The 24557-nt window shown below is 72.7% G+C and carries 20 protein-coding genes; 6 read left to right on the forward strand and 14 right to left on the reverse strand.

Annotation, left to right across the window (positions count from 1 at the left end; all coding sequences use genetic code 11):
- Positions 1-79: 79 nt before the first annotated feature.
- Together AC5L30_RS06710 and AC5L30_RS06715 are read left to right on the forward strand one after the other, a co-directional pair.
- On the forward strand, positions 80-457 hold the full coding sequence (locus AC5L30_RS06710) for a DUF742 domain-containing protein (RefSeq protein WP_030329021.1): 378 nt from the start codon (positions 80-82) through the stop codon (positions 455-457).
- A 1-nt stretch (position 458) separates the two neighbouring features.
- Entirely contained in the window at positions 459-1052 is a 594-nt protein-coding gene (locus AC5L30_RS06715) for a GTP-binding protein (protein WP_007455465.1), read from the forward strand.
- A 268-nt stretch (positions 1053-1320) separates the two neighbouring features.
- On the opposite strand, the gene AC5L30_RS06720 is transcribed toward AC5L30_RS06715, so the two are convergent.
- A complete protein-coding gene (locus AC5L30_RS06720; RefSeq protein ID WP_494866094.1) occupies positions 1321-3765 on the reverse strand; it encodes a transposase in 2445 nt (814 codons plus the stop codon).
- 39 nt (positions 3766-3804) lie between these two features.
- Positions 3805-4767, reverse strand: coding sequence for a SatS C-terminal domain-containing protein (locus tag AC5L30_RS06725; protein ID WP_494866010.1), 963 nt, complete (start codon positions 4765-4767; stop codon positions 3805-3807).
- A gap of 160 nt (positions 4768-4927) precedes the next feature.
- Between AC5L30_RS06725 and AC5L30_RS06730 the strand changes: the two genes are divergently transcribed.
- On the forward strand, positions 4928-5266 hold the full coding sequence (locus AC5L30_RS06730) for a PadR family transcriptional regulator (protein WP_091394524.1): 339 nt from the start codon (positions 4928-4930) through the stop codon (positions 5264-5266).
- A gap of 48 nt (positions 5267-5314) precedes the next feature.
- On the opposite strand, the gene AC5L30_RS06735 is transcribed toward AC5L30_RS06730, so the two are convergent.
- From AC5L30_RS06735 to deoC, 10 genes are all read right to left on the reverse strand, one after another.
- The gene (locus AC5L30_RS06735) at positions 5315-5989 is read right to left on the reverse strand and encodes a permease prefix domain 1-containing protein (protein WP_494866011.1); all 675 of its coding nucleotides are present in this window, start codon (positions 5987-5989) and stop codon (positions 5315-5317) included.
- Between the two features lie 68 nt (positions 5990-6057).
- Positions 6058-7848 carry a thiol reductant ABC exporter subunit CydC gene (gene cydC / locus AC5L30_RS06740; protein ID WP_494866012.1) on the reverse strand — a complete coding sequence of 597 codons (1791 nt, stop codon included), beginning with the start codon at positions 7846-7848 and terminating at the stop codon, positions 6058-6060.
- On the reverse strand, positions 7845-9521 hold the full coding sequence (gene cydD / locus AC5L30_RS06745) for a thiol reductant ABC exporter subunit CydD (RefSeq protein ID WP_494866013.1): 1677 nt from the start codon (positions 9519-9521) through the stop codon (positions 7845-7847). The genes cydC and cydD overlap by 4 nt, the downstream gene beginning before the upstream one ends.
- A complete protein-coding gene (locus AC5L30_RS06750) occupies positions 9518-10525 on the reverse strand; it encodes a cytochrome d ubiquinol oxidase subunit II (protein WP_494866014.1) in 1008 nt (335 codons plus the stop codon). Before AC5L30_RS06750 ends, cydD begins: the two co-directional genes overlap by 4 nt.
- 17 nt (positions 10526-10542) lie before the next feature.
- Positions 10543-11796 (reverse strand): cytochrome ubiquinol oxidase subunit I, encoded by a 1254-nt coding sequence (locus AC5L30_RS06755; protein ID WP_494866015.1) that lies wholly within the window; start codon positions 11794-11796, stop codon positions 10543-10545.
- 230 nt (positions 11797-12026) lie between these two features.
- Entirely contained in the window at positions 12027-12932 is a 906-nt protein-coding gene (locus tag AC5L30_RS06760) for a M56 family metallopeptidase (RefSeq protein ID WP_494866016.1), read from the reverse strand.
- Between the two features lie 10 nt (positions 12933-12942).
- Positions 12943-13416, reverse strand: a complete 474-nt coding sequence (locus tag AC5L30_RS06765) for a BlaI/MecI/CopY family transcriptional regulator (protein WP_091394501.1) — start codon at positions 13414-13416, stop codon at positions 12943-12945.
- Between the two features lie 247 nt (positions 13417-13663).
- Positions 13664-14488, reverse strand: coding sequence for an aldehyde dehydrogenase family protein (locus AC5L30_RS06770; RefSeq protein WP_494866017.1), 825 nt, complete (start codon positions 14486-14488; stop codon positions 13664-13666).
- Complete coding sequence (locus AC5L30_RS06775) at positions 14481-15911, reverse strand: aldehyde dehydrogenase family protein (protein ID WP_494866018.1); 1431 nt, start codon at positions 15909-15911, stop codon at positions 14481-14483. Before AC5L30_RS06775 ends, AC5L30_RS06770 begins: the two co-directional genes overlap by 8 nt.
- Before the next feature lie 6 nt (positions 15912-15917).
- The gene (gene deoC / locus AC5L30_RS06780; RefSeq protein ID WP_494866019.1) at positions 15918-16877 is read right to left on the reverse strand and encodes a deoxyribose-phosphate aldolase; all 960 of its coding nucleotides are present in this window, start codon (positions 16875-16877) and stop codon (positions 15918-15920) included.
- Positions 16878-17010: 133 nt separating this feature from the next.
- Between deoC and upp the strand changes: the two genes are divergently transcribed.
- Both upp and AC5L30_RS06790 read left to right on the forward strand, forming a co-directional pair.
- Positions 17011-17643 carry a uracil phosphoribosyltransferase gene (gene upp, locus AC5L30_RS06785; protein ID WP_494866020.1) on the forward strand — a complete coding sequence of 211 codons (633 nt, stop codon included), beginning with the start codon at positions 17011-17013 and terminating at the stop codon, positions 17641-17643.
- Positions 17644-17715: 72 nt separating this feature from the next.
- Positions 17716-18393 (forward strand): GOLPH3/VPS74 family protein, encoded by a 678-nt coding sequence (locus AC5L30_RS06790; RefSeq protein ID WP_494866021.1) that lies wholly within the window; start codon positions 17716-17718, stop codon positions 18391-18393.
- A 166-nt stretch (positions 18394-18559) separates the two neighbouring features.
- Here the strand turns inward: AC5L30_RS06790 and AC5L30_RS06795 are convergent, their stop codons facing one another.
- Together AC5L30_RS06795 and AC5L30_RS06800 are read right to left on the reverse strand one after the other, a co-directional pair.
- Positions 18560-20227, reverse strand: coding sequence for a phospho-sugar mutase (locus AC5L30_RS06795; protein ID WP_494866022.1), 1668 nt, complete (start codon positions 20225-20227; stop codon positions 18560-18562).
- A 48-nt stretch (positions 20228-20275) separates the two neighbouring features.
- Positions 20276-22345, reverse strand: a complete 2070-nt coding sequence (locus AC5L30_RS06800; protein WP_494866023.1) for a serine/threonine-protein kinase — start codon at positions 22343-22345, stop codon at positions 20276-20278.
- 206 nt (positions 22346-22551) lie between these two features.
- Between AC5L30_RS06800 and AC5L30_RS06805 the strand changes: the two genes are divergently transcribed.
- The gene (locus AC5L30_RS06805; protein WP_494866024.1) at positions 22552-24135 is read left to right on the forward strand and encodes an acyl-CoA mutase large subunit family protein; all 1584 of its coding nucleotides are present in this window, start codon (positions 22552-22554) and stop codon (positions 24133-24135) included.
- Positions 24136-24557 lie beyond the last annotated feature (422 nt).

The raw sequence follows: 24557 nt of genomic DNA on the forward strand, positions 1-24557 counted from the left end.
TCGGCGGGACCGCAACAACGACAACGACGGGTTTCACCGGTGGGAGCCGGTAACGGGTGCGAAGGAGGTGAGCGGCGAGATGGCCGATCGTGACGAACCAACCGGAGCGTTGGTCCGTCCATACGCCGTGACCCGTGGTCGCACCCGTCCCCGGCTCGACATCGCGCTGGAGGCGCTCGTCGAGACGACGGTGCGCGGCCGGGCCGCTGCCAATGGCAACGGCGGCCAGGGCCGCGAACACCAGTACATCGCCGCGCTGTGTGACGGACGCGTGCAATCGCTCGCAGAGATCGCGGCGCGGATGCAGCTCCCGCTCGGTGTGGCCCGGGTGCTCATCGCCGACATGGCGACGGACGGCCTGGTCGCGGTCCACGAGCCGACCATTTTGGACGACTCCGACGACGCGGTGGGCACTGAACTGCTGGAGAGGGTGCTGAGTGGACTTCGCAGGCTCTGACATGTCGCACCGCCCGCCGAACCCGAGCGGCCGCGTGACGTCGGCGAAGATCGTTATCGCCGGTGGATTCGGCGTCGGTAAGACGACGCTGGTCGGCTCGGTCTCGGAGATCACGCCGCTGACCACCGAGGCCATCATGACCTCCGCTGGCGTGGGCGTCGACGACACCCGGCAGGTGCCGGGCAAGACGACGACCACGGTGGCCATGGACTTCGGCCGGATCTCGATCGACCGTGACCTGATCCTGTACCTCTTCGGTACGCCGGGTCAGACCCGTTTCTGGTTCATGTGGGACGAACTGGTGCGGGGTGCGATCGGTGCGGTCGTGCTGGTGGACACTCGCCGGCTGGCCGACTGCTTCGCGGCGATCGACTTCTTCGAGCACCGACGCCTGCCGTACCTGGTGGCGATCAACTGCTTCGACGGGATGCAGTACCACGACCCGCAGGACGTCCGGGACGCCTTGGCGATCTCGAGCGACGTGCCGGTGGTGGCCTGCGACGCCCGTAACCGGGAGTCGACGAAGCACGTACTGATCTCGCTGGTCGAGTACGTGCTGACCATGCGCCGTACGCGCGCCGTCGCCCCGGCCTGATCGCGGCGCTGCACGCCCCGGTGGTGGCTCCGGCTGCCACCGGGCGCTGCCGGCTGCCCCGGTGAGTTTCTCCGCACTGGCTCGTTGCCCAGACGAGCCGGTGCGCCGCCAAGCCGCCTCCTGACGTCCTGGAAGCTGTCGGCCCCTTCCCGGGGGCACAAGCCACCCACGGCCTCGCGAGGCGGCTTCTGCGTGCCCGGGATCGCCATGCTGAAGCGGAAGCGCCCCCAGCCAGCTGGCTGGGGGCGCTTATACGTCTGAAGAAGGGTCAGGACTGGTAGCCGGCCGAGCGGTACTCGTACTCCCGGTCGTCGTCGCGGTCCCCGTGGTCGCGGCTGAAGTCCCAGCCGCCGGCCGCCTCACGACCGGGCCGACCACCCACCGCGAAACCGCCGATCTCCTGGCCGCGACGCCAGCCACGGAAGTAGCCGGTGGTGTTCTCCGCGAGGCTTGCCGCATCACGCACTATCCGCAATGGGCGCTCCTCGCGTAGCGGGGAACCCGGCACCAGGTTGGCCTGCGGCACGCGCTTCGGCAGCCCGGCATTGGTCTCGGCGCCCACCGCCGGGCGAGCGGCCTGCTCCGCGGCCTGCCAGCCGGTGTCGGCCGTGGTCGACCAGTCCAGGTCGGACTCCTCGGCCTGGCCGACGAACCAGGCCGACTTGGCCTGGGCGAAGATCAGCAGATCGCCGTCGCCCTCGTCGGCGACCGGCGGCGGCCGGTGCTCCATCGGCGGCGGCCGGTGCTCGACCGGGGGCGACGGCCGGTGCTCGGCGGCACGCTCGGTGCGGGCGGTCGCCCGACCGTTACGAGCGGCCTGCTCGCGGTCGACAAGGCGCAGCGGCGGCGTCTCCAGGTGCTGGTCCGCAGGAGGTTTGAGCCCCTCGCGCAGCGCCCGGTCGGCCAGCGGCGGCGGCTCCACCAGCCGCAGCATCGGCGGTTCCGGTGGCAGGTCGTCCGCCAACCAGGGCGGGGTGACCCGACCGTCGGCCCGGCCTGGGTCGGTCGGGGCGTCGACACCGCGGCTGCCACCGTACGGGTAGGCCACCGGGTTGTTCGGTGAACTGTCGGACGGGTCCTCCGGGTTGTTGACCAGCGGCCAGTTGGCACGGGAACCGGGCGGTGCGGCCTCCTGCCCCGGCCGGGGGGTCGGCACCGGAATGCTGAGATCGGTGGCGCTGAACCCGCCGGTGGGTGGCTCGTCGACCGGGCGTTGCTGGTGGCTCGGCCGAGGCTCGCCGTTGGTCTTGGGGCGGGGCGGAATGACCGTGCGCTGCCGTTCGGCCCGCGCGTTGTTGATCGCGGCGGTGGTCAGCGTCGGTCGGAACGGCTCACCGGCCTCGGCCGGAGGCACCATGCCGCGCTGCGCCGGCGCGATCGGGGTGATCCCGGGCGGCGGAGGCGGCGGCGAGGAGACGGGCCGGTTGGTCGGACCGTCGATCCGGCTGGGGAGCGGCTCGCTGCGACTGGGCAGCGTGGACGCTGGCGGACCAGCCATCGCCGCCGGAGTCATCGGCGCGGGTGCGACCGGCGGTGGCGTGACCGGCGCCGGGGCGACCGGCGGGGGCCCGAGCGGGCGGGGCGAGGCCAGCGGCGCGTTACCGGGGACCGGATCGGGACGGCTGCGCCGCCCGACGGCGGGCGCCGGGTCGGCGGCTGCCGGGGTGGGTCGGACCGACCGCAACCCGGCGTTGGTGCCGGCCAGGCCGGTCATCCCGGCGTTGGTGCCGGCCAGGCCGGTGAGCTCACCGACGGACTCACCACGGCGGGCAGCGGCCCGGCGACCGGGCGCCTGGACCGGCGTGCTGACGCGTGAGCTGAGCGCGCTGACCAGCGCCTCACACCCGGCGTCGCAGGCCCGTACGGAGGCGACCGCCTGGCGGACCGTCTCGGCCACCGCAGAGGTCAGCGCCCGGTTGACCGCAGCGCGTCGCGGTGTCTCGGAGATGGCGACCCGCAGGGCGGTGACGGCCTCGTTGATCTCCTCGGCATCGGCGACCCCGTCCGCGGCGAGGTGCGCGGCGATGGCATCCGCCGCGACCGACACCTCGCGGCCCCGGGCCACGGTGCCGCCGAGCATGCCCGGCTCGGGCAGCGCGTCCAGCACCGCCAGAGAGACCGGCTCGGCCGGGTCCGGGTATGCGCGCAGGGCCGCCGGGTAGAGCTCCCGCAGAACCTCGCGCAGCGCCACGGCGGCGGAGTGTCGACCGCTGGCCAGCGCGGCGTGCGCGGAGAGCACCTGCTTGTAGCCGGCCAGGTCCCGGGGTGCCGGCAGGGTGACGGCGGAGAGCGCCCCCGCCTGCAACGCGCGGGCCAGGCCGACCGCCCGGCGTTCGGCCGGCGGGGACTGCATCTCCTCAAGGGAGTCGTCATCGGCGAACCGCTCGGCGAAGTCGTCCACCGAGTCGTCGTCAGCGATCGCCAGGGGTCGCCCCGCCGCGCTCAGCAGCGAGGTGACCGTGTGGTCGTCGCTGTCGGCGGCGATGGCCGCACCGCTCGGCCCGCCCGACCGCTCCACGAGCAGCGCGACGAGCTGGGCGTAGCCAGCGGCGTCATCGCTGATCTCGCAGACATGCAGCAGACGGCCTGCGTCGTCGACCACAGCGGACGTCAGCGTCGAACCGGCGGAGGCCGGTCGGTCAGCCGGATCCGCCGAGGCCAGACCGCAGTAAACGCGCACGAGCGCCACGGCGTCGTCCTCCTCCCGGGACAGGTCTTTCCTCTGCCAGCAACTGATGCTCCCCGGTACGGGTCAGTCGCGCCAGTCCACCACCGCAGAGATCTTGCCGACAATGGTGCGCCAACCCAAACTCGCGGTCTGCGCACCGATCTTCTTCAGCCGGCGCCGACCCATGAACGCGCCGATCCCACCGTTGGCGGTGGCACGCAGCGCCTCGTCCAGGTCGTCGAGGCTGGAGCCGGCGGAGAGCATGTCGAGTACCGCTGGCAGCCGCAATGCGTACGAGATGTCCCGCGCGACCTCGCCTGCCTCGATCAGCAGGGTCGAATCCCACGTGTCGTGCCCGCCGCGCAGGTTCTCCACGACCAGGTCGAGCTCGTAGGTGTCCTCGTCGAGCGGGGCGATATCTGCCGGCTCCACCCGTTCGGACAATTCATTCCAGCTGTCCAGTTGGGACAGATCGTTGGGCGCACCGGATCGGATGAAACTGACAAGCGATTCCGGGGTCTTGAACAGCAGCAGCTTGCCCCGGTTGCTGAGGAAGACCGGCACTTCCTCGTCGTCCGCCTCGTCCGCCTCGTCCGCGACGGCCTCGTCCGACTCGGCGTCGGTGGCGGCACCGTCACGACGGCGGCGCGTCGACTCGTCGTCCTCGTCCTCGGCGGCGAACTCCTCGGCCAGCTCCTCGTCGAGGATGACGACGGTCTCGTCGTCCTCCTCCTCCTCGGCCGCCTGGCGGCGGGCGAGGAACGGGTCGTCCTGGTCGCGCTCGGTCACGTCGGTCGGGGTCAGGGAGCTGGCCGGCCGGTACGCCCGGAGCGTGAAGCCGGTGCCGGCGGGCAGGGCGATCTCCACTGGGTCGATGCGCAGCTCGTCCCAGAGGGAACGGTCGATCGACGCCGACGGGCGGTCGGTCTCCTCGATCTCGTCTGGCTCGGCCGTGCCGGTGGTGTCGTCGAGCTCGGGCTCGTCGGCGTCGGGCCGTTGGGGCGACTGGCGGGCCACGCTGACCTCCGTGTGCTTCGGGTTGCCCACCCACCGGGGTCTCTGACCGGCGAGTGACTCTGGGCACATACCCTAGTCGGCAGCCCTGGGTGACCGATGCCCGCACCCCGGTGGCCGGTTGGCGCACGGGTCCGACCTGCTGGTGGTCACCGCTGGCGAAGCGGCGGTTCGACAAGTAGCGTAGCTACGTATGAAGGCCCAGGCGCTGCACGGCCATCTCGACGCTCTGCTGCTCGCCGTGCTCGAACAGGGCGCGCTGCACGGCTACGCGATCATCGAGGCGCTGCGCGCCCGCAGCGACGGCAGTCTGGACCTGCCCACCGGCACCATCTATCCGGCGCTCCGTCGCCTGGAACGCGCCGGCCACGTGGCGAGCACCTGGAGCACGGTCAGTGGTCGGGAACGGCGGACGTACCAGCTCACCGACTCCGGCCGGCGGGCGCTGGCCGGGGAACGCGCCGGTTGGCGCGAGTTCCAGCTGACCGTCGGCCGGTTCCTCGATCCCGGCAGCCCGCCCACCCCGGCCTGACCTGCTCGGGCGGGGCAGCGGCCTGACCAGCTCGGGCCGGCCCACCGATCAGCGGGTGGTGGCCAGCAGCCAGCCGCGCGCCGCGCGGGTCAGCGAGAAGTATGCGCCGCCCACCAGCACCGCCCCGATGATCATCGGGGGCCAGTGCAGCGCCGCGTCCCAGAGGTTGAGTGACCAGGTGAAGAGGGCGCTGCCGGCCACTATGCCGAGGACCAGAACGCCGGTCAGGCCGGTGCCCACGGCGCGCTGGGCCAGAGCCAGGCCCGGTCGGGGCGCCCGCGCACTCGCCCAGACCACCAGCAGACCGGCCACCGAGAGTAGCAGCGCGCTCATCCAGATCCAGTCGACCGAGTTGGAGAGCAGCAGGTAGCCGGCCGGGGGGCGCGGGCCGCCGCTCCAGCTCGACCCCCGCCAGGTCAGATCGCCGGCGACCACCCCCACCCCGGCGATCACCAGCATCCGCCGCGAGAGCCCGCGCAGGGCGCCCACCGCCAGCTCGGCCTGCCAGGACGGGAGCACCTGCGCCGGTGAGCCGAACTCGACCACCGCCCGGCGCTGCGCCTCGGTGGGTGGCACCCCGCTCTCGCGGTACGCCTCGACGGCGTCCAGCAACCCGTGCCGAGCCTCGGTCAGCAGGTCGGACTTGAGTCGCGCCGGCCCCTGCAACCGAGCGGCCAGCTCCCGCAGGTGCTCGTCGACCATCACATCCTCACCGCGCGCCATGGCACCACACTGCCACGGACATTGCCAGGTCGACGTCCGGGAGAACCCTGGTCCGCCCCCGAGTCGGGTCAGGGGGCGAGGGCCAGATAACCCCGTTCGGCCGCGGCCTGCAGCTGCCACTGGTCCCGGTACCAGCCCGGGACGGCGACCAGCTCGGCGTGCCGACCGCGCTGGATCACCCGGCCGCCGTCCAGGACCACGATCTCGTCCAACTCGGCCAGCCCGCTGAGCCGGTGGCTGATCAGCAGCACCGAGTGCCCGGCGGGGGTGGCGGCGAGGGCGGACGCGAGCACCGCGTCCGCGGCGGTCGGGTCCAGACCTTCGGTGGGCTCGTCGAGCACCAGCACCGGCGGCGCGGCCAGCAGGGCCCGGGCGAGCGCCAGCCGCTGCCGCTGCCCGCCGGAGAGCTGCCCGCCCTCCTCGCCGACCAGCGTGTCCCAGCCCGCTGGCTGGGCGCGGACCCAGTCCAGCAGGCCGGCGGCGGCGACGGCCGCAGTCAGCTCCTCCTCGCCTGCTCCGGCACGCCCGAGCAGCAGGTTCTCCCGCACGGTGGCATGGAAGACGTACGCCTCGGCCAGCAGCCCGCCGACCGCGCGGGGCAGCGCCTCCTCGGCGTACGTCGAAAGGTCCTGACCGTCCACTGTGACCCGGCCGGACGCGGGCCGGACGGTGCCGGTCAGCACGGCGGCCAGGGTGCTCTTGCCGGCGCCGCTCGGGCCGACGACCGCGATCCGGCGTCCGGCCGGCAGGTCCAGGCTGACGCCGTCCAGGGCGGGGGCCGCGCCGGCCCGGTACCGCACGGTCACGTCGACGAAGCGCAGTTCGTGCGGGCCGGTCAGGTCGGTGGGGCCGTTCCCAGCCGGCGGGGGCGGCGGGTCGGCGTCGAGCAGGTCGGCCACCCGGGTCAGGCCGGGCCGTAGCTGAGTCCACTGCCGGGCCGCCGCGACCAACGCCAACGTCACTTCGACGGCGGCCAGTGCGCCGACGGCCAGGACGCCCACCAGCACCCCGGACACGTCGGCGGCGAGCGCGACCAGCACCACCGCCGCGGCGGTCACGCCGGCGGTCAGCACGCCGGCCGCGTCCACCGCGAACCCGGTGGCGGCCAGCCGCCGTTCCAGCCGGGCCAGCCGGTGGGCGCGCTGCTCCGCGGCGCGCAGCGTGCCGGCGGTGGCCCCGAACGCGGCCAGGTCGGCGGCGCCGTGCGTGAGGTCGATCGCGTCGGTGGCCAGCGCGCCTCGCAGGGGAGCCACCTCGGCCGCGCTGCGGCGGGTGACCGCGGTGGCCAGCGCGGGTAGCGCCACCCCGGCAACCAGCAGCCCGACGGCGAGCGCGCCGGCGGCCGGCGGTGAGATCAGCGCCGCCACGGCGACCGCCAGCACGCCGACCAGGGCCGCCGCCGAACCGGGAACGAGTACCCGCAGCAACAGGTCCTGTACTGCCTCCACGTCGGAGACCAGGCGGCTCAGCACGTCCCCCGAGCGGTGCGCCGTGCCACGGCGGGCCGCCAGGGTGGCGAAGACCCGGGCCCGGACATCGGTGATCGTGCGAAGTACCGCGTCGTGCCCGGCGAGCCGTTCGGTGTAGCGGAACACGCCCCGACTGATCGCCAGCGCCCGGACCGCGACGATCGCCACGGTGAGGCGGTCCAGCGGAGGCTGACCGGCGGCGCTCATCAGCAGCCAGGTGGCGGTGGCCATCAGGGCGAGCCCGGCGAACTCGGTGGCGGCTGCCAGCAGCCCGGCTCCGACCAGGCGCCTCAGGTACGGCCGGGCCAGTCGCAGCACGGCCCGCTCGGCGGCGACCCGCCCGGCTGGTGTCGGGTCGGCCACCGCCGCCGGCCCGTGTTCGGCGGTCATCGGGTGGCCTTCCCGGTCGGTTCGGGCGTCAACTCGGTGACCCGACCGTCCTCGACGCGCAGGATCCGGTCGGCGTCGGCGAGCAACGCCGGTCGGTGCGCGACCAGCAGCGCGGTCCGCCCGGCGACCAGGCGACGGGTGGCGTCGAGCACCACCGCCTCGGCCGCCGTGTCGAGTCGGGCGGTGGGTTCGTCGAGCAGCACCACCGGGGCGGCCCGCAGGAACGCCCGGGCCAGTGCCACCCGCTGCCGCTGCCCGCTGGACAGCCCGTGGCCGCGCTCGCCGAGCAGGGTGTCCAGGCCCTCGGGCAGGCCGGCCACCACGTCGTCCAGGGCGGCGTCGCGCACCGCGGCGGTGAGTGCGTCGGCCGGGGTGTCCGGCGCGCCGAGACGGATGTTGTCGGCCAGCGAGGCGGCGAAGAGGTGCGCCCGCTGCGGCACCCAGGCGAGCTGCCGGCGCCAGGCGTCCGGGTCGGCGGTGGCCAGGTCGACCCCGTCCACGGTGATCCGGCCGCTGGTCGGCACCACGAAGCCGAGCAGCAGGCCGAGCAGGGTGCTCTTGCCGGCGCCGCTGGGCCCGATGATCGCGATCCGCTCGCCGGGCCGGATGGTCAGGGTCACGTCGCGCAGCGCGGTGGTCCGCTCGTACGCCACGGTCACCCCCTCGAACCGGATCTCGGCCCGCGCGTTTGGGGCGGAGGCGCCCTCGGCGGCCCGGGGCGCGGCGGGTGCGGCGGAGACGGTCAACGCCTCGTCCAGCGCGGCCAGCCCTTCCATGCTGGCGTGGAAGCGGCTACCGGCGGCCCGCAGCGGCAGGTACGCCTCCGGGGTCAGCAGCAGCACCAGCAGCGCGGTCTGCAGGGCCAGCCCGCCGCCGAGCAACCGGATGCCGACCGGCACCGCGACCAGCGCCACCGAGAGGGTGGCGACCAGCTCCAGCACCAGCGCGGAGAGGAACGCGATCCGCAGCGTCTTCATGGTGGCGACGCGGTGACCGTCGGCCATCCGGCGGACCACGTCGGTCTGTGCCCGGGCCCGTCCGAACGCGCGCAGGGTGGGCAGCCCGGCCACCATGTCCAGGAAGTGCCCGCCGAGCAGCGCGAGCCGCCGCCACTGCCGTTCGGTGGCGGCCTGCGCCTGCCAGCCGAGCAGCGCTCCGAAGACCGGGATCAGCGGCAGGGTCAGCGCGATGATCACCGCCGAGCTCCAGTCGGCGAAGACGACCCGGGCCAGTACCGCCAGGGGCACCGTCACGCTGAGCACCAGCTGTGGCAGGTAGCCGGTGAAGTACGCGTCCAGCGCGTCCAATCCGCGCCCGGCCAGGGTGGCGATCTCACCGGCCCGCTGCCCGGCCACCCAGCCCGGCCCGTGCCGGCCCACCGCGCCGAGCAGGTCGGCCCGCAGCGTGGCCTTGACCGTGGCGGCGACCCGTGCGGAGACCGTGCCCTGCGCCCAGACCAGGGCCGAGCGGGCGGCGACCGCGATCACGAAGCCGGCCAGCGCCGGTCGATCGAGTCGGCCGTCGATCGCGGTGGCCAGCAGCGACGCGAGCGCGGTGGCCTGCGCCACGATCAACCCGGCGGCCAGCACGCCCAGGAGCCCGAGCACGGCAAGATCGCCCCGGGCCGCAGGGACCCGGCGCAGCAGACGCGGGTCGAACGGACGGCGGCTCACCAGTACACCGGTGCCCTGCCGTCGGTCCGTCCTCGGAAAACCCACCAGCACATTGCCTGGAAGCCTAGTAGGGCCGGAAGTAGCGGCAGCGCCACCCAGCCCAGCAGCCGCAGGGTCGGCGCGCTGGCGGCGGCGTCGGCCACCCGCAGCGAGGCGTCCGGGTCGGTCGTGGACACCAGCACGTAGGGCCAGAGAGCGGCTCCGACCAGCGCCACCGGCAGCGCCAGGGCCGCGCCGGTGGCGACCAGGGCCCACCCCGGCCGCCGCCGTGCCAGCGCCGCGCGGGCCGCCAGCAACGCCGCCACGAGCAGCACCGGCAGGAGTACGGCCACCGCCGGCCGCTGCACGGAGTCGCGTACCCGGGCGGAGAGCAGGCCCACGACGGTGGCCAGGCCGACCGCGGTGAGCGCCACCGGCACCAGCCGGCGGGCGGTGCGGCCGACCACGGCGGCGGCGTCGGCGGAGAGGCGCAGGGCGAGGAAGGTCGCCCCGTGCACCGCGACCAGGGTGACCATGGCCAATCCGGCGGCGGCCGCGAACGGGGTGGCCAGGTGCGTCACGCCGGCGACGTGCCCGTCGGCCTGGAGGGGCACGCCCTGCAACAGCGCGGCGAGCAGCACCCCCCAGCCCAGCGCGGCGAGGGCACTGCCGATCACCACGACGCGGTCCCAGCGGGCCCGGATCCGCTCGTCACCGGGCCGACTGCGCAGCTGCACCCCGACGGTGACCAGGATGACGCCGACCAGGGCGCCGACGACGGCCGGATAGCAGCCGGCGAGCAACTCGCCCTCCAGGAGGGGGAACGCGCCGAAGAGGATGCCCATGGCGGCCACCAGCCAGACCTCGTTGCCGAGGAAGAACGGGCCGAGCGCGGTGAGCGCCTCCCGCCGCCCGGCCGGACCGACGCCGCGGGCGAGCAGGAGCCCGACGCCGTAGTCGTAGCCGGCGAGCACCAGGTAGCTGGCGAAGAAGAGGCCGAGCAGGGCATACCAGGCGAGGTCCACGGTCTACTCCTCGGTGCTTAGATGAGGGCGGGTTCGGGCTGGGCCGGCTCGCTGGGCGGTGCCGGTGGGCGGCCGAGCGCCGGATCGGCCGCGCCGCGTCTGGCGTGCCGGGCGAGCAGCACCCAGTTGATGACGGCGAGGGCGCCCAGCAGCAGGCTGAACCCGATCAGCGAGGCGAGCATCAGCGGTGCGCTGACCGGGGAGACGGCCTGCTCGGTGGGGAGCAGCCCGTACGCCACCCAGGGTTGACGGCCGACCTCCCGGGAGATCCAACCGAGGATCACCGCGACGAACGGCAGCGGCAGGGCGAGCAGGATCAGCCAGAGCGGGAAGCGCAGTCGGATGATCCAGTCCCGGAAGAGCAGGGGCAGCAGGAGCCAGAGGCAGCCGAGGGTTAACCCGATCAGGATCATGAAGCCCAGCCCGACGCTGGCCAGCACCGGCGGGGTGTAGTCGCCGGGGCCGAACCGGGTGGTCCACTCGGCGATCAGCGCCTGGCTCTCCGGGCTGTCGCCGCCGAACTTGGTCGGCTGCACCCCGCCGACCGGGCCGAACTGCGCGAATCCGAAGCCCTGCACCATCGTGATGGCCAGTGCCGCGGTGACCAGGCCGATCCGTAGCGAGGTGCGGAAGAGCGCGAAGTCCGGGGTACGCCGGATCAGGTGCCCGGCGCTGACCGCGGCCATCAGCATCCCGCCGACCAGCAGCGCGGCCGAGACCACGTGCCCGAAGGCCATGCCGAGGCTGGGGTTGGTAAGCAGCGCGCCGAAGTCGGTGAGATGGGCGATTCCGTCGCGGACCTCGTAACCCACCGGGTTCTGGAGCCAGGAGTTGGCCACCATGATCCAGAACGCCGAGGCGTACGCGGTGATCGCCACGCCCCAGAGCAACGCGAGGTGGACGCCCCTGCCGAGCCGGTGCCAGCCGAAGATCCACATCCCGAGGAACGTGGACTCCAGGAAGAACGCCACCAGCGTCTCGATGGCCAGGGGCGCCCCGAAGACGTTGCCGACGTAGCGCGACAGGCCACTCCAGTTCAGCCCGAACTGGAACTCCATCACGATCCCGGTGGCGATGCCGAGCACGTAGTTGATCACGTAGAGCTGGCCCCAGTAGCGCGTCAGCCGCTCCCACTTCGGGTTGCCGGTGAGCACCCAGGCGGTCTGCATGCCGACCAGCAGTGTGACCAGCCCCAGGGTGACGACGACGAACAGGAAGTGGATCGAGGTGGTGGTGGCGAACTGCAGGCGGGCGAGGAGCAGGGTGTCCATGACCAGCCCTCCAAAGCGTTGGCTCCCTTGTCGTAGCCACCCTACACGTAGCTTGGCTACATGTCTGCCTACTACGCCCTGTCGTAGGCGATATTACTACGTCACGTAGTACTAGAGGAAGATCGCGCCCGATCCTGGATCGAGTGCGATCTTGCGAGGGGTGCTGAGGGCGCGGGGCAGGCGCCCTCCGCGCGGTTCTGCCGCGTGGGCTCAGTGGCGCCTTGTGCGCGTCAGCTCAGGAAGAGGGTGACCGGAAGAGCGACCAGGGTGGTGGCGACCGCGAGGGCGGTGGCGCCGAGCACCCGGGGCGGCCGGTCGCTGACCAGCAGACGCTGCACCCGTACGTCGAGATCCCGGTCGCCCATGCCCAGCGCGCCGGCCGGGGTGATCCGGTGCCCGGCGGCGGCGAACCGGCGTAGCGCCCCCGCCAGCGGGGCCTCGGCGTGCAGCTCGCGAGCCTTGTCGTCGGCGCGCATCTCGACCAGCAAGGCGACCCGCTCGTGCGCGTCGCGCACCCAGCCGAACCACGGCAGCGCCCGGCACAGCGCGGTGAACGGCAGCAGCACCAGATCGTGCCGCTCGTGGGCGTGCGCACGCTCGTGGCTGAGCACCGCGGCCAGCTCGGCCCGGTCCAGCAGGCTCAGGGTGCCGGCGCTGACCACCACCTGCGGCTTCACGCCCGGCAGGCAGTACGCGGCGGCGCTCGGATGATCCAGCACCAGCGCGCCCGGCGCGGCCGGGTCGTTTCTGGCGACCAGGGAGAGCAGGTCCCGGTGGCGACGCTGGGCGCGTACGGTGCCGTGGATGCTGCGCACGGTCGTCGTGACCAGCACCGCCCCGATGCCGAAGCCCACGCCGACGCCGGCCAGGTGGAACGTGCCCACCCCGACCGGCAGGGCACCGTGGGCGAGGTCATTGGCCAGGGCGAGCAGCGCGCTACCGGTCGGCTGGTCGTACGCGGTCAACCCGAGCGCCATCGGCAGACCCATCGCCGAGAGGCCCAACGCCAGCCCGACGGCCTGCCAGCAGACGATCGCCACCCGAGGACTGCGCCACGTCCACGTGGAGCGGGCCAACACCTGGGCGGTCAGATAGCAGGCCAGCATCGTGGCGGCGAAGTGCACGGCATACGCCATGGCGTGCGCCCTACCGCTCCGCTGCCTCGCCGGCGGGTCGTCGGCCCGCCGGCCCGTCCACCCGATCGGTCAGGGCGTCGGCCCCGCCCGCGTCGCCGCCGGTGGAGCCCGGCCCGGTCAGGCCGGCCTCGCTGCCCAGCGCCGCCCGCAGCACCTCGGCCTCGGTGCCGGTCACCGAGCGGGCGAACCGCACCAGCGCGGCGTCCCGGCTGCCACCCAGGTCGAGGGCGTCGAGCATGAGTTGGGCGATGTGCGCCTCGCGGCTGGCCGCCGGCCGGTACCGCCAGGCCCGACCCTCCCGCTCCCGTTGCACCATGCCCTTGCCGGCGAGCCGGTCCAGCACGGTCATCACCGTGGTGTACGCCAACTCGCGGCCATCGAGCGCGTCGGCCACCTCGCGCACGGTCACCCCGTCCGACGTGCCGGGAACCACGTCCCACAGCACGTCCATCACCGCACGCTCAAGATCGCCCAACCGAGTCACGACCTAATCCTACCCCCGGTAGTAGACCCCCCACCCGCGCCATCCCACCCCACCTCGCCCCGCCCCGCCCCGCCCCGGCGGATCTTGACCGTAACCCGAGCCGAGGCGGTACCCCTGAGCTGACCTACCCGACGAACCCGGCCCACGTCAGGTTTTCCGGGGGGAGCCCGCCCGCGCAGGGATCAAGCCTGACCGCCCGTAGTGGGCGGGCTCCCCCCGGAAAACCCAAAAGGCCGAGGAGAAACGATCACACCCCCTTGGGATGCCACACCGTCTTCGTCTCCAACAGCGCCGTCATCCGATCCAGACCCGGGTCGGCGGTCCAGTCATGGTCGGCCGGGGCCGGCCGGAGCACCCGCTTGAGGTTCTCCGCCGCCTTGACCTCCAGGTCGGTGGCGAGCGCGGCGTCGCTGACCCCGGTCAGGTCGATCGCGTTGACGTCCATGTGCGCGGCCAACGTCGGCGCGGTCTCGGTGATCGCGCCGGTGAGGATGTTGACCACACCGCCGGGCAGGTCGGAGGTGGCCAGCACCTCGGCCAGCGTCACGGCCGCCAGCGGCTCGCTCGGGGAGGCCGCCACCACCACGGTGTTACCGGTGACGATCGCCGGGGCGATCACGCTGACCAGGCCGAGCAGCGCCGGGCGGTCCGGGGCGACCACCGCGACCACGCCGGTCGGCTCGGGCGCGGAGATGTTGAAGTAGGGGCCGGCGACCGGGTTGGCGCCGCCGTACACCTGGGCCAGCTTGTCGGCCCAGCCGGCGTACCAGACCCAGCGGTCGACCGCGGCGTCCACCTCGTCGCCGGGGATGCCGAGGGCGACGAACTGCTCGCGACGGCCCTCCAGCATCTCGGCGGCCCGGTAGAGGATCTGACCCCGGTTGTACGCGGTCGCGCCGGCCCAGCCCTTGACGGCGGCGCGGGCGGCGACCACCGCGTCCCGGGCGTCCTTGCGGGAGGCCAGTGACACATTCGAGGACTGCACGAGATACGACCGTCCCGACTCGCTGCGCGGGAACTTCCCGCCGATGAAGAGCTTGTACGTCTTGCGTACCGCGACCCGCTCAGACATTGAGGTAGCCCTCCAGCCCGTGCCGGCCGCCCTCGCGACCGTAGCCCGACTCCTTGTACCCACCGAACGGCGAGGTGGGGTCGAACTTGTTGAAGGTGTTGGCCCAGACGACGCCGGCGCGTAGCCGGTCGGCCATCCACAGGATCCGGGAGCCCTTGTCGGTCCAGATCCCGGCCGACAGCCCGTACGGCGTGTTGTTGGCCTTCTCCACGGCCTCGGCCGGGGTGCGGAAGGTGAGCACCGACAGCACCGGGCCGAAGATCTCCTCGCGGGCGATCCGGTGTGCCTGGGTGACGCCGGTGAAGATGGTCGGCGCGAACCAGAAGCCCCGGTCGGGCAGGTCGCACGGCGGTGACCAGCGCTCGGCGCCCTCGGCCGAGCCGGCGTCGGACAGTTCGCGGATCCGCTCCAGCTGGGCGGCCGAGTTGATCGCGCCGACGTCGGTGTTCTTGTCCAGCGGGTCGCCGACCCGGAGCTGAGCCATCCGTCGCTTCAGCGACTCCAGCACCCGGTCGGCCACGTTCTCCTGGACCAGCAGTCGGGAGCCGGCGCAGCAGACGTGCCCCTGGTTGAAGAAGATGCCGTTGACGATGCCCTCGACGGCCTGGTCGATGGGCGCGTCGTCGAAGACGATGTTGGCGGCCTTGCCGCCCAGCTCCAGGGTGAGCTTTTTGCGGGTGCCGGCGATCGACCGGGCGATGGCCCGGCCCACGTCGGTGGAGCCGGTGAAGGCGACCTTGTCCACGCCGGGGTGCTCGACCAGCGCGCGGCCGGTGTCGCCGGCGCCGGTGAGGATGTTGACCACACCGGCCGGCAGCTCGGCCTGCTGGCAGATCTCGGCGAAGAGCAGCGCGGTCAGCGGCGTGGTCTCGGCCGGCTTCAGCACCACCGTGTTGCCCGCGGCGAGCGCCGGGGCGATCTTCCAGGCCAGCATGAGCAGCGGGAAGTTCCACGGGATGACCTGCGCGGCCACGCCGATGGGCCGCGGATTGGCGCCGAACCCGGCGTGCTCCAGCTTGTCGGCCCAGCCGGCGTAGTAGAAGAAGTGCGCGGCGACCAGCGGCAGGTCGACGTCGCGGCTCTCCCGGATCGGCTTGCCGTTGTCCAGCGATTCCAGGACGGCCAGCTCGCGGGAGCGCTCCTGGATGAGCCGGGCGATCCGGTACAGGTACTTCGCCCGGTCCCGGCCTGGCATCGGGCCCCAGACCTTCTCGTACGCCTTCCGGGCGGCACGCACCGCGCGTTCCACGTCCTGGGCGCCGGCCTCGGCGACCTCGGCCAGCACCTCCTCGGAGGCGGGGTTGATCGACTTGAAGCTGCCGCCGTCGGTTGGGTCGACGAACTTACCGTCGATGAACAGCCCGTACGAGGGTTTGAGGTCCACCACCGAGCGGGACTCGGGGGCGGGGGCGTATTCGAACATCGGCTATCAGTCCAGGGTGAAGTAGTCGGGACCGGAGTAGGTGCCGGTCGTCAGCTTGGTGCGCTGCATCAGCAGGTCATTGAGCAGGCTGGACGCGCCGAAGCGGAACCAGTCCGGGTCGAGCCAGTCCGGGCCGACGGTCTCGTTGACCATCACCAGGTACTTGATCGCGTCCTTGGTGGTCTTGATGCCACCGGCGGGCTTCACGCCCACCTGCCGCCCGGTCGCCTCGCGGAAGTCGCGGACGGCTTCCAGCATCACCAGGGTCACCGGCATGGTTGCCGCGACCGGGACCTTGCCGGTGGAGGTCTTGATGAAGTCGCCGCCGGCCAGCATGGCCAGCCAGGAGGCCCGCCGGACGTTGTCGTAGGTGGCCAGCTCGCCGGTCTCCAGGATCACCTTGAGGTGGGCATCCCCGGAGGCTTCCTTGGTGGCCACGATCTCGTCGTAGACCTCCTTGTAGCGCCCGGCGAGGAACGCGCCCCGGTTGATCACCATGTCGATCTCGTCGGCGCCGGCCGCGACGGCGGCCCGGGTGTCGGCCAGCTTGATCTCCAACGGCGCCTGGCCCGACGGGAACGCGGTCGCCACGCTGGCCAGGTGCACGCCACTTCCGGCCAGCACCTCGGCCACGTAGGGGACCATCGCCGGGTAGACGCAGACCGCGCCGACGTGCGGGCAGGACGGGTCGGCCGGGTCCGGGCGCAGGGCCTTCGCGGCGAGCGCGCGCACCTTGCCCGGGGTGTCCGCCCCTTCCAGGGTGGTCAGGTCGACCATCCGGATCGCCAGGTCGATCGCCTGGGCCTTGGCGGTGGTCTTGATGGAGCGGGTGCCGAGCTGTGCCGCCCGCTGCTCCGCGCCGACCTGGTCCACGCCGGGCAGGCCGTGCAGGAAGGTCCGCAGAGCGGTCTCGGATCGTCCCAGCTCGGAGAGGTCCGACCGGGCCGACGTCGTTGTCGCCGTCATGCCGAGAAGTCTACGCACCGGACCGCCGAGTGATCTTGCTCACGACCGCTTGGTGACGCGCCCACGTGAGCGGCGTCCCTGGTCCGACCGCACCCGCACCGCCGCGCGCTACGGACCGGTAGGTTGAGCGATCGTGGACGTACACGTCATTGACCACCCGCTGGCCCAGTCGAGGTTGACCGCCATGCGGGACGCGCGCACCGATTCCTCGACGTTCCGGGCCGCGCTGCACGAACTGACCACCATGCTGGTGTACGAGGCGGCGCGCTCCTTCCCCGTCGAGCGGTACCCGGTGCAGACGCCGGTCACCGGCACCGAGGGCACCAGGCTGGCCAACCCGCCGCTGCTGGTCCCGGTGCTGCGCGCCGGGCTGGGCATGGCGGACGCCGCGCTGGGCCTGCTGCCCGAGTCCTCGATGGGTTTCGTGGGCCTGGCCCGCGACGAGGCGACCTACGAGCCTCGCGCGTACATGGAGTCGCTGCCGCGCGACCTGACCGGGCTGCCGGTGCTGGTGCTCGACCCGATGCTGGCCACCGGTGGTTCGCTGGAGCACTGCTGCCAACTGCTGGCCGACCGTGGCTGCACCGACATCACCGTGCTCTGTGTGCTCGCCGCCCCGGTCGGTATCGACCGGCTGGAGCGCTCCGGTCTGCCGTTGCGCCTGGTCACGGCCTCGATCGACGAGGGGCTCAACGACCGCATGTTCATCGTCCCCGGCCTCGGCGACGCCGGTGACCGCCAGTTCGGTGGAATGCCCCGCTTCTGAGGCGATACCCGGTCGGTGCCGGGTCGGGCGGGTCCGTGCGCGGGGTGCGCGGAACCGCTACCGTCTCCGGCCATGACTGGTGTTGCGCTCGCCGAGGAGTTGCTGCTCCTCGCCTACGACGACACGACCGGCAAGGCGACCATGCCGCGGATCAGCCTGGATCTGGGCATGGCCGCCGCGGTGCTGGTCGAGCTGGCCCTGGCCGGCCGGATCGCGTACGCCGACGGGTCACTGACGGTGATCGACCCGACGCCGACCGGCGAGCCGTTCAGCGACGACGTCCTCAGCCGGATCGCCGCCGACACCCCGCACACCCCGGCGTCCTGGGTGCAGCGTCTGCGGCACGGCCTGCGCGACCGGATCCTCGCCGATCTGTGCCGGCAGGGCGTCGTCCGGGACGTCGACGAGACCGAGCTGGGCTTCATCCACGTGCACCGTTACCCGGTCGTGGACTCCTCCGTCGAGGCGGAGACCCGGCAGCGGCTGGCCGAGGCGCTGACCGGGGCGGCAGCCCCGGACGAGCGGACCGCCGCGCTGGCCACCCTGGTCGTGGTGCTCCGGATGGAGTCCGCCCTCGGGGTGAGCGGCGAGGCCGCCGCTGACGCCCGCCGCCGGCTGACGGAGATCGCCACCGGCGCCGGCTTCTCCGGCCAGGTGAGCACCGACGACTCGGTGGTCCGCCCGTCGGTCGGCCTGGTCGTCGCCGCCCTGGCCAAGGCCGTCGACCAGGCCCTCGGCCCGCGTCGCTGACCGTCGGGCCCACCCCCTCGACCCGCGCCGCCCACCGGGTCGCACCCCGCGCGGCCTTCCCTTTGCTCTGCACCCGCCCAGGCACCACCCACCGACAGGTGAATGGCGCTTCCGCGGGTGCAGAGCAAAGGGCGGACTTGCCGCGGGTGGGGGTGGGGCCGCGGGTTCAGATGCCAAGGGCGGCGCTGACCTCGGCGCGGAGCGCGGCGACGGCCGACGCCGCCCGGCTGCGGGCCGTCTGGACGTCACCGTCCGCGACCGGTTCCACCACCTCGAGGTACGCCTTGAGCTTCGACTCGGTGCCGGACGGGCGGATCACCACCCGGGCCGTCGCGGTCCGCAGGATCACCACGTCCGACTCGGGCAGCAGGTCCCGGGCGCTGTCCACCGACTGCCCGAGCAGGGTGGCCGGGGTGTTCGCCCGGATCCGGGTCATCGCGTCGGCGATGACCCTCAGGTCGTCCACCCGAGCGGAGAGCTGGTCGGTGTGGTGCACGCCGAACTCGGCGGCCAACTCGTCCAGCCGGTCGGTCAGCGTACGACCCTGCGCCTTCAGGCCGGCGGCCAACTCGGCCACGGTCAGCGCGGCGGTGATGCCATCCTTGTCCCGGACGTGTTCCGGGGCGACGCAGTAGCCGAGCGCCTCCTCGTAGCCGAAGACCAGCGGCGCGCTCCCGCCGCCGGCCCGCACGATCCACTTGAAGCCGGTCAGCGTCTCGTCGTACGGCAGGCCCCGGGCCGCGCACATTGCCCGCAGCAGTGACGACGACACGATGGTGGTGGCGTAGAGCCCGGTCACCCCCCGGCGCATCAGGTGGTCGGCGAGCAGGACGCCCACCTCGTCGCCGCGCAGCATCCGCCAGCCGTCGCGGTCGTCCCGGACCACCACCGCGCAACGGTCGGCGTCCGGGTCGTTGGCGATGGCGAGGTCCGCGCCGGTGGAGTCGGCCAGGGCGATCAGCCGGTCCACCGCACCCGGCTCCTCCGGGTTGGGGAACGACACGGTGGGGAACGCCGGGTCCGGCTCGGCCTGGTCGGGCACCACCCCGGGGGTCGGGAAGCCAGCGCGGGCGAAGGCGGCGGTGAGCACCGCCGCGCCCACCCCGTGCAGCGGGGTGTACGCCACCGTCAGGTCCCGTGGCCCGCCCGGGTCGATCACCGCGGTGGCCCGTTCGACGTACGCGGCGACCAGGTCGTCGCCGAGCACCTGACCGGGCTCGCCCAGCGGCACCTGGGTCAGCGGCCCGACCGATCGGATGGCCGCCTCGATGCCGGCGTCGGCGGGTGGCACGATCTGCGCGCCGGCGCCCAACTCGCCGCCCAGTTCCGCGCCCAGGTAGACCTTGTAGCCGTTGTCCTGCGGCGGGTTGTGGCTGGCCGTGACCATCACGCCGGCGACACCGCCGAGGTGCCGCACGGCGTACGCCAGCACCGGGGTGGGCAGCGGGCGGGGCAGCAGCAGCGCCGGGCGGCCAGCGCCGGTGGCCACCTGGGCGGTGCGCTCGGCGAACTCCCGGGAGCCGTGCCGGGCGTCGTACCCGATCACCAGCGGGCCGGTGCCACCCTGGGCCGCGAGCCAGGTGACCAGGCCGGCAGCGGCCTGGGTGACCACGGCGAGGTTCATGCCGTTCGGTCCGGCCCGCAGCGGGCCGCGTAGACCCGCCGTGCCGAAGGTCAGCGGGCCGGCGAACCGCTCGGCCAGCTCCGGAGCGCTCGCCGGCAGCCCGTCGAGCACTGCCGTGAGCTCGTCCCGGCTGGCCGGGTCGGGGTCGTCGGCCAGCCAGCGCCGGGCTTGCTCGCGAATGTCGTCGATGTCAGTGGTGTCCGCCGCCATGCCCCTTGATAGCACGGCGACGGATCACCCCTGTGGGTTCCCTCCGGCTCAGCCGTTTCCGGTGAGCTGGAACGTCCGCGCCATCTCGTCGAAGATCGGCTTGCTCTCCGCGAACTTGGCGTCCGTGGCGGTGAGGTAGAACGAGTACGCCTTCCCGTCCTGCGCCACACCCCGCCAGACGCCGTGCCGCATCACGTCACCCTCGCCGCAGGTGTACTCGAATTCGGCGGCCGGCTTGCTGTCCAGCTCGGTTTCCCTGGAGGAGACCTGGTTGTACGGCTTGACGCAGGAGGTGCTCCGGGTCTTGAGGCCGTTCTCGGCCGTCTCCGCCCACCGGGCGGAGGTGCTGGACCACTTCTCGGTGATGATGCGGACCTTGCGCCCGCTGTCCGCCGGGTCGATGTAGTCGGTGTACGAGCCGCCGGTGGCCTTCTTCCAGCCCTTCGGCACCATGACCTGGATGCCGCGGGCCGTGTGCTCCTGCATCTCGACGGTGGGGGCCGCCGGGGCGGACGACGTGCTGGGCTGCGCCGTCGGGGTGCTCGGCGGGGTGTCATCACCGCCGGAGAGCGCCACCGCGGTGAGTAGCAGCACGACGACCAGGCCGCCGGCCGCGGCGAGCTGGACCTTGCGCGGCCAGCCCTTGACCGTGGTGACGAGCTGACCCCCGGTGGCCCGGACCTTGTCCAGCGCGCTGCCACCCGATGCGGCGGGCGTGGTGGCCCAGGGCTGGCCGGTGCCCGGCACCGACCACTGGTTGCCGCCGCCGTAGGTGCCGCCGATGCGCTGGGTGGCCTCCGGTGCGCCGCCGCCGTACCCGACCTGCTGGGTGGCATCGGCCGGGCTGCCGTAGCTGACCCGCTGGGTGGCGTCGGGGTGCCCGCCGGCGTCCACCCGCTGGGTGGCGTCCGCGTTGCCGCCGTAGGTGCGCCCGGCCGCCGGTCGGCCAGGGGCCGGCATCGCGCCGGTCGGCGTGTGCAGCGGGCCGGCCAACGCGTCGGCGCTGGTCTCGTCGAGCCCACCAGTGGCGCCGGCCGGTCGAGCTGCCTGAGGGCGCTCGCCCCGGCGCAGCGCGGCCAGCCGGTCGGTCAGCGACTCACCCGGGGCCAGCATCGCCGGGCCACCGATCTGGCTGTCCGGCTTCGGCTCCGGCTGGGCCGGCGGGTTGACGGGCACGGGACGCTGCTGCACCGGCACCACGGCGTACGGGTCGGTGACCGAGTGCACGGCCGTCGCCGTGCTGCCCAGCGGGCCGGCGAGCAGCTCGCGCAGCATGGCCCGGGAGGTGTGCACGTCGAGCCGGCGGGCCGGGTCCTTCTCCAGCAGCCCCATCAGCACCCGGGTCAGCGGGCCGCTGCGCTGCGGCGGGGCGGGCGGGTCCTCCACCACGGCGTGCATGGTCTCGATCGGGTCGCCCTTGTCGAACGGGGGCCGCCCCTCGACCGCGGTGTAGAGCGTCACACCCAGCGAGAAGAGATCACTGGGCGGGCCGAACTCCTGACCCATGGCCCGCTCAGGGGAGATGAAGTGCGGCGAGCCGAGCACCATGCCGGGGGTGGTGAGCTGCACGTCGGTGGGCATCCGGGCGACCCCGAAGTCGGTCAGCACGCAGCGCCCGTCGGTGCAGATCAGCACGTTTGCGGGTTTGACGTCGCGGTGCAGCACGCCGATCGCGTGCGCGACCTCCAACGCGCCCAGCAGCGCGATGCCGATCTTGGCAACGGCACGGGGCGCGACCGGCCCATCCTCGATCACCATGTCGGCGAGGCTGCGGGCGTCCAGCAGCTCCATCACGATCCATGGTCGGCCGGCCTCGGTGACCACGTCGTACACCTGCACCACCGCCGGGTGTTGGATGGCGGCGGCGGCGCGGGCCTCGCGCAGGGTGCGTTCGTACATCGCGTCACGGTCGCTGGGGGCCAGCCCCGGGGGCAGGACGACCTCCTTCACCGCCACGTCACGGCGCAGCAGCGTGTCTGTGGCGCGCCACACCGTGCCCATGCCGCCATTGCCCACCGAGGACCGCAGCGAGTACCGGCCACCAATGGTGGTGCCGGGCGCCGCTCGTCCGTTGGCGGGACTAACTGGTCCGCCGCTCCACGTCGGGATCTGAGTCACAGAAAAGCCACCGGGGGAAATCGAGGGGGGCTGGGACACAACCCCCCTATCTTGCTGGTTCCGACGCCCGATGCGAAAGCCGACGCGACGGACGTTTGTCGAAGTCGACAGAACGTGCGCTGTCGTTCACCTGGTGTCGACCGGTCGGGACGCACTGTGCGGTATCCCTCACCCGACGACGTGGCCAGGCGTCCTACCATCCGGGGATGAACCAACGGCGGTCAAGTGAGTCCGGTTTCCCGATCAACGGCGTCTACACGGAGGCCGACCTTCCGGAGGACCTGGACTCCCGACTCGGCAGCCCGGGCGAGTTCCCGTACACCCGGGGTGTCTACCCCACCATGTACACCTCCCGCCCGTGGACCATGCGCCAGTACGCCGGCTTCGGCACCGCCACCGAGTCCAACGCGCGGTACCACCAGCTGCTGCGGGCCGGCACGATGGGCCTCTCGGTCGCGTTCGACCTGCCGACCCAGATGGGCTACGACTCCGACGAGCCGATCGCGCACGGCGAGGTGGGCAAGGTGGGCGTCGCGATCGACTCCATCGAGGACATGCGGCTGCTCTTCGCCGACATCCCGCTGGACAAGGTCTCCACCTCGATGACCATCAACGCGCCCGGCTCGGTGCTGCTGCTGCTCTACCAACTCGTGGCCGAGGAGAACGGGGTGCCGGGCACGGCGCTCAACGGCACCATCCAGAACGACATCCTCAAGGAGTACATCGCCCGGGGGACGTACATCTTCCCGCCGAAGCCGTCGCTGCGCCTGGTGGCCGACACGTTCGCGTACTGCCGCAAGGAGGTGCCGAAATGGAACACCATCTCCATCTCCGGCTACCACATGGCGGAGGCCGGCGCGACGCCCGCGCAGGAGATCGCGTTCACCCTGGCCAACGGGGTGGAGTACGTACGGGCGGCGCTGGCCGCCGGGCTCGCCGTCGACGACTTCGCGCCCCGACTGTCGTTCTTCTTCGTGGCCCGCACCACTCTGCTGGAGGAGGTGGCGAAGTTCCGCGCCGCGCGGCGGATCTGGGCCCGGCTGATGCGGGACGACTTCGGCGCCAAGGACCCGAAGTCGATGATGCTGCGGTTCCACACCCAGACCGCGGGCGTGCAGCTCACCGCCCAGCAGCCGGAGGTGAACCTGGTTCGGGTGGCGGTACAGGGCCTGGCCGCGGTGCTCGGCGGCACCCAGTCGCTGCACACCAACAGCTTCGACGAGGCGATCGCGCTGCCCACCGAGAAGGCGGCCCGGCTCGCGCTCCGTACCCAGCAGGTGCTGGCCTACGAGACCGACCTGACCGCGACCGTCGACCCGTTCGCCGGCTCGTACGTGGTGGAGGCGATGACCGCAGAGATCGAGGCCGCCGCCGTCGAGTTGATGGAGCGGGTGGCCGACCACGGCTCGGCGGTGGACGCGATCGAGGCCGGGTTCCAGAAACGGGAGATCGAGCAGTCCGCGTACCGGATCGCCCAGGAGATCGACTCGGGGGAGCGGGTGGTGGTCGGGCTCAACCGGTTCACCGTGGACGAGGAGGAGCCGTACGAGCCGCTGCGGGTCGACCCGACGATCGAGGCGGCCCAGGCCGACCGGCTGGCCCGGCTGCGCTCCGAGCGGGACGCCGACGCGGTGGCGCGGGCGCTCGCCGATCTTCGGGCCGCTGCCGAGGGAACGGACAACGTGCTGTACCCGATGAAGGAGGCGCTGCGGGCCCGGGCGACCGTGGGTGAGGTCTGCGGGACGCTGCGTGAGGTGTGGGGGTTGTACCGGCCGACCGACCGGTTCTAGGCGTCCGGCCGCGACCGCGACCCTGGGCGCGGTGTGTCCCGCGGGCTCAGCGGGTATCCGGTCGGTTGAGGCGGGACGCACACCCTGTGCGCCCACGGTTTGTGGGTGCGTGTGAGCGTCCTTATCCGGCTCGTTGCGGAGTGTGGTCGGCTTATTGTCGGAGTGTCAGTTCACCACCCCGACTAATGCGACAATTTGGCAACGGGCTCCGACTGGCGCCGGGATTCGTGACCGCCGCAATCGGTTACGCGTTGTAGGAGGTGAGGGGCTGATGACGGCGTTTGACCGTGATCTACCTGCTGTCCCCCACCTTGACGAGCGCCCTCAGCAGGGCATACGTGACTCTGCGCGGTCCGATCATTACCGTAACGAGGTTGCGCAGCGTCACCGTCGGAGGTCTAGGCTGTCTGCTGTCCCCGATG

The organism is Micromonospora sp. BQ32, assembly GCF_059358895.1.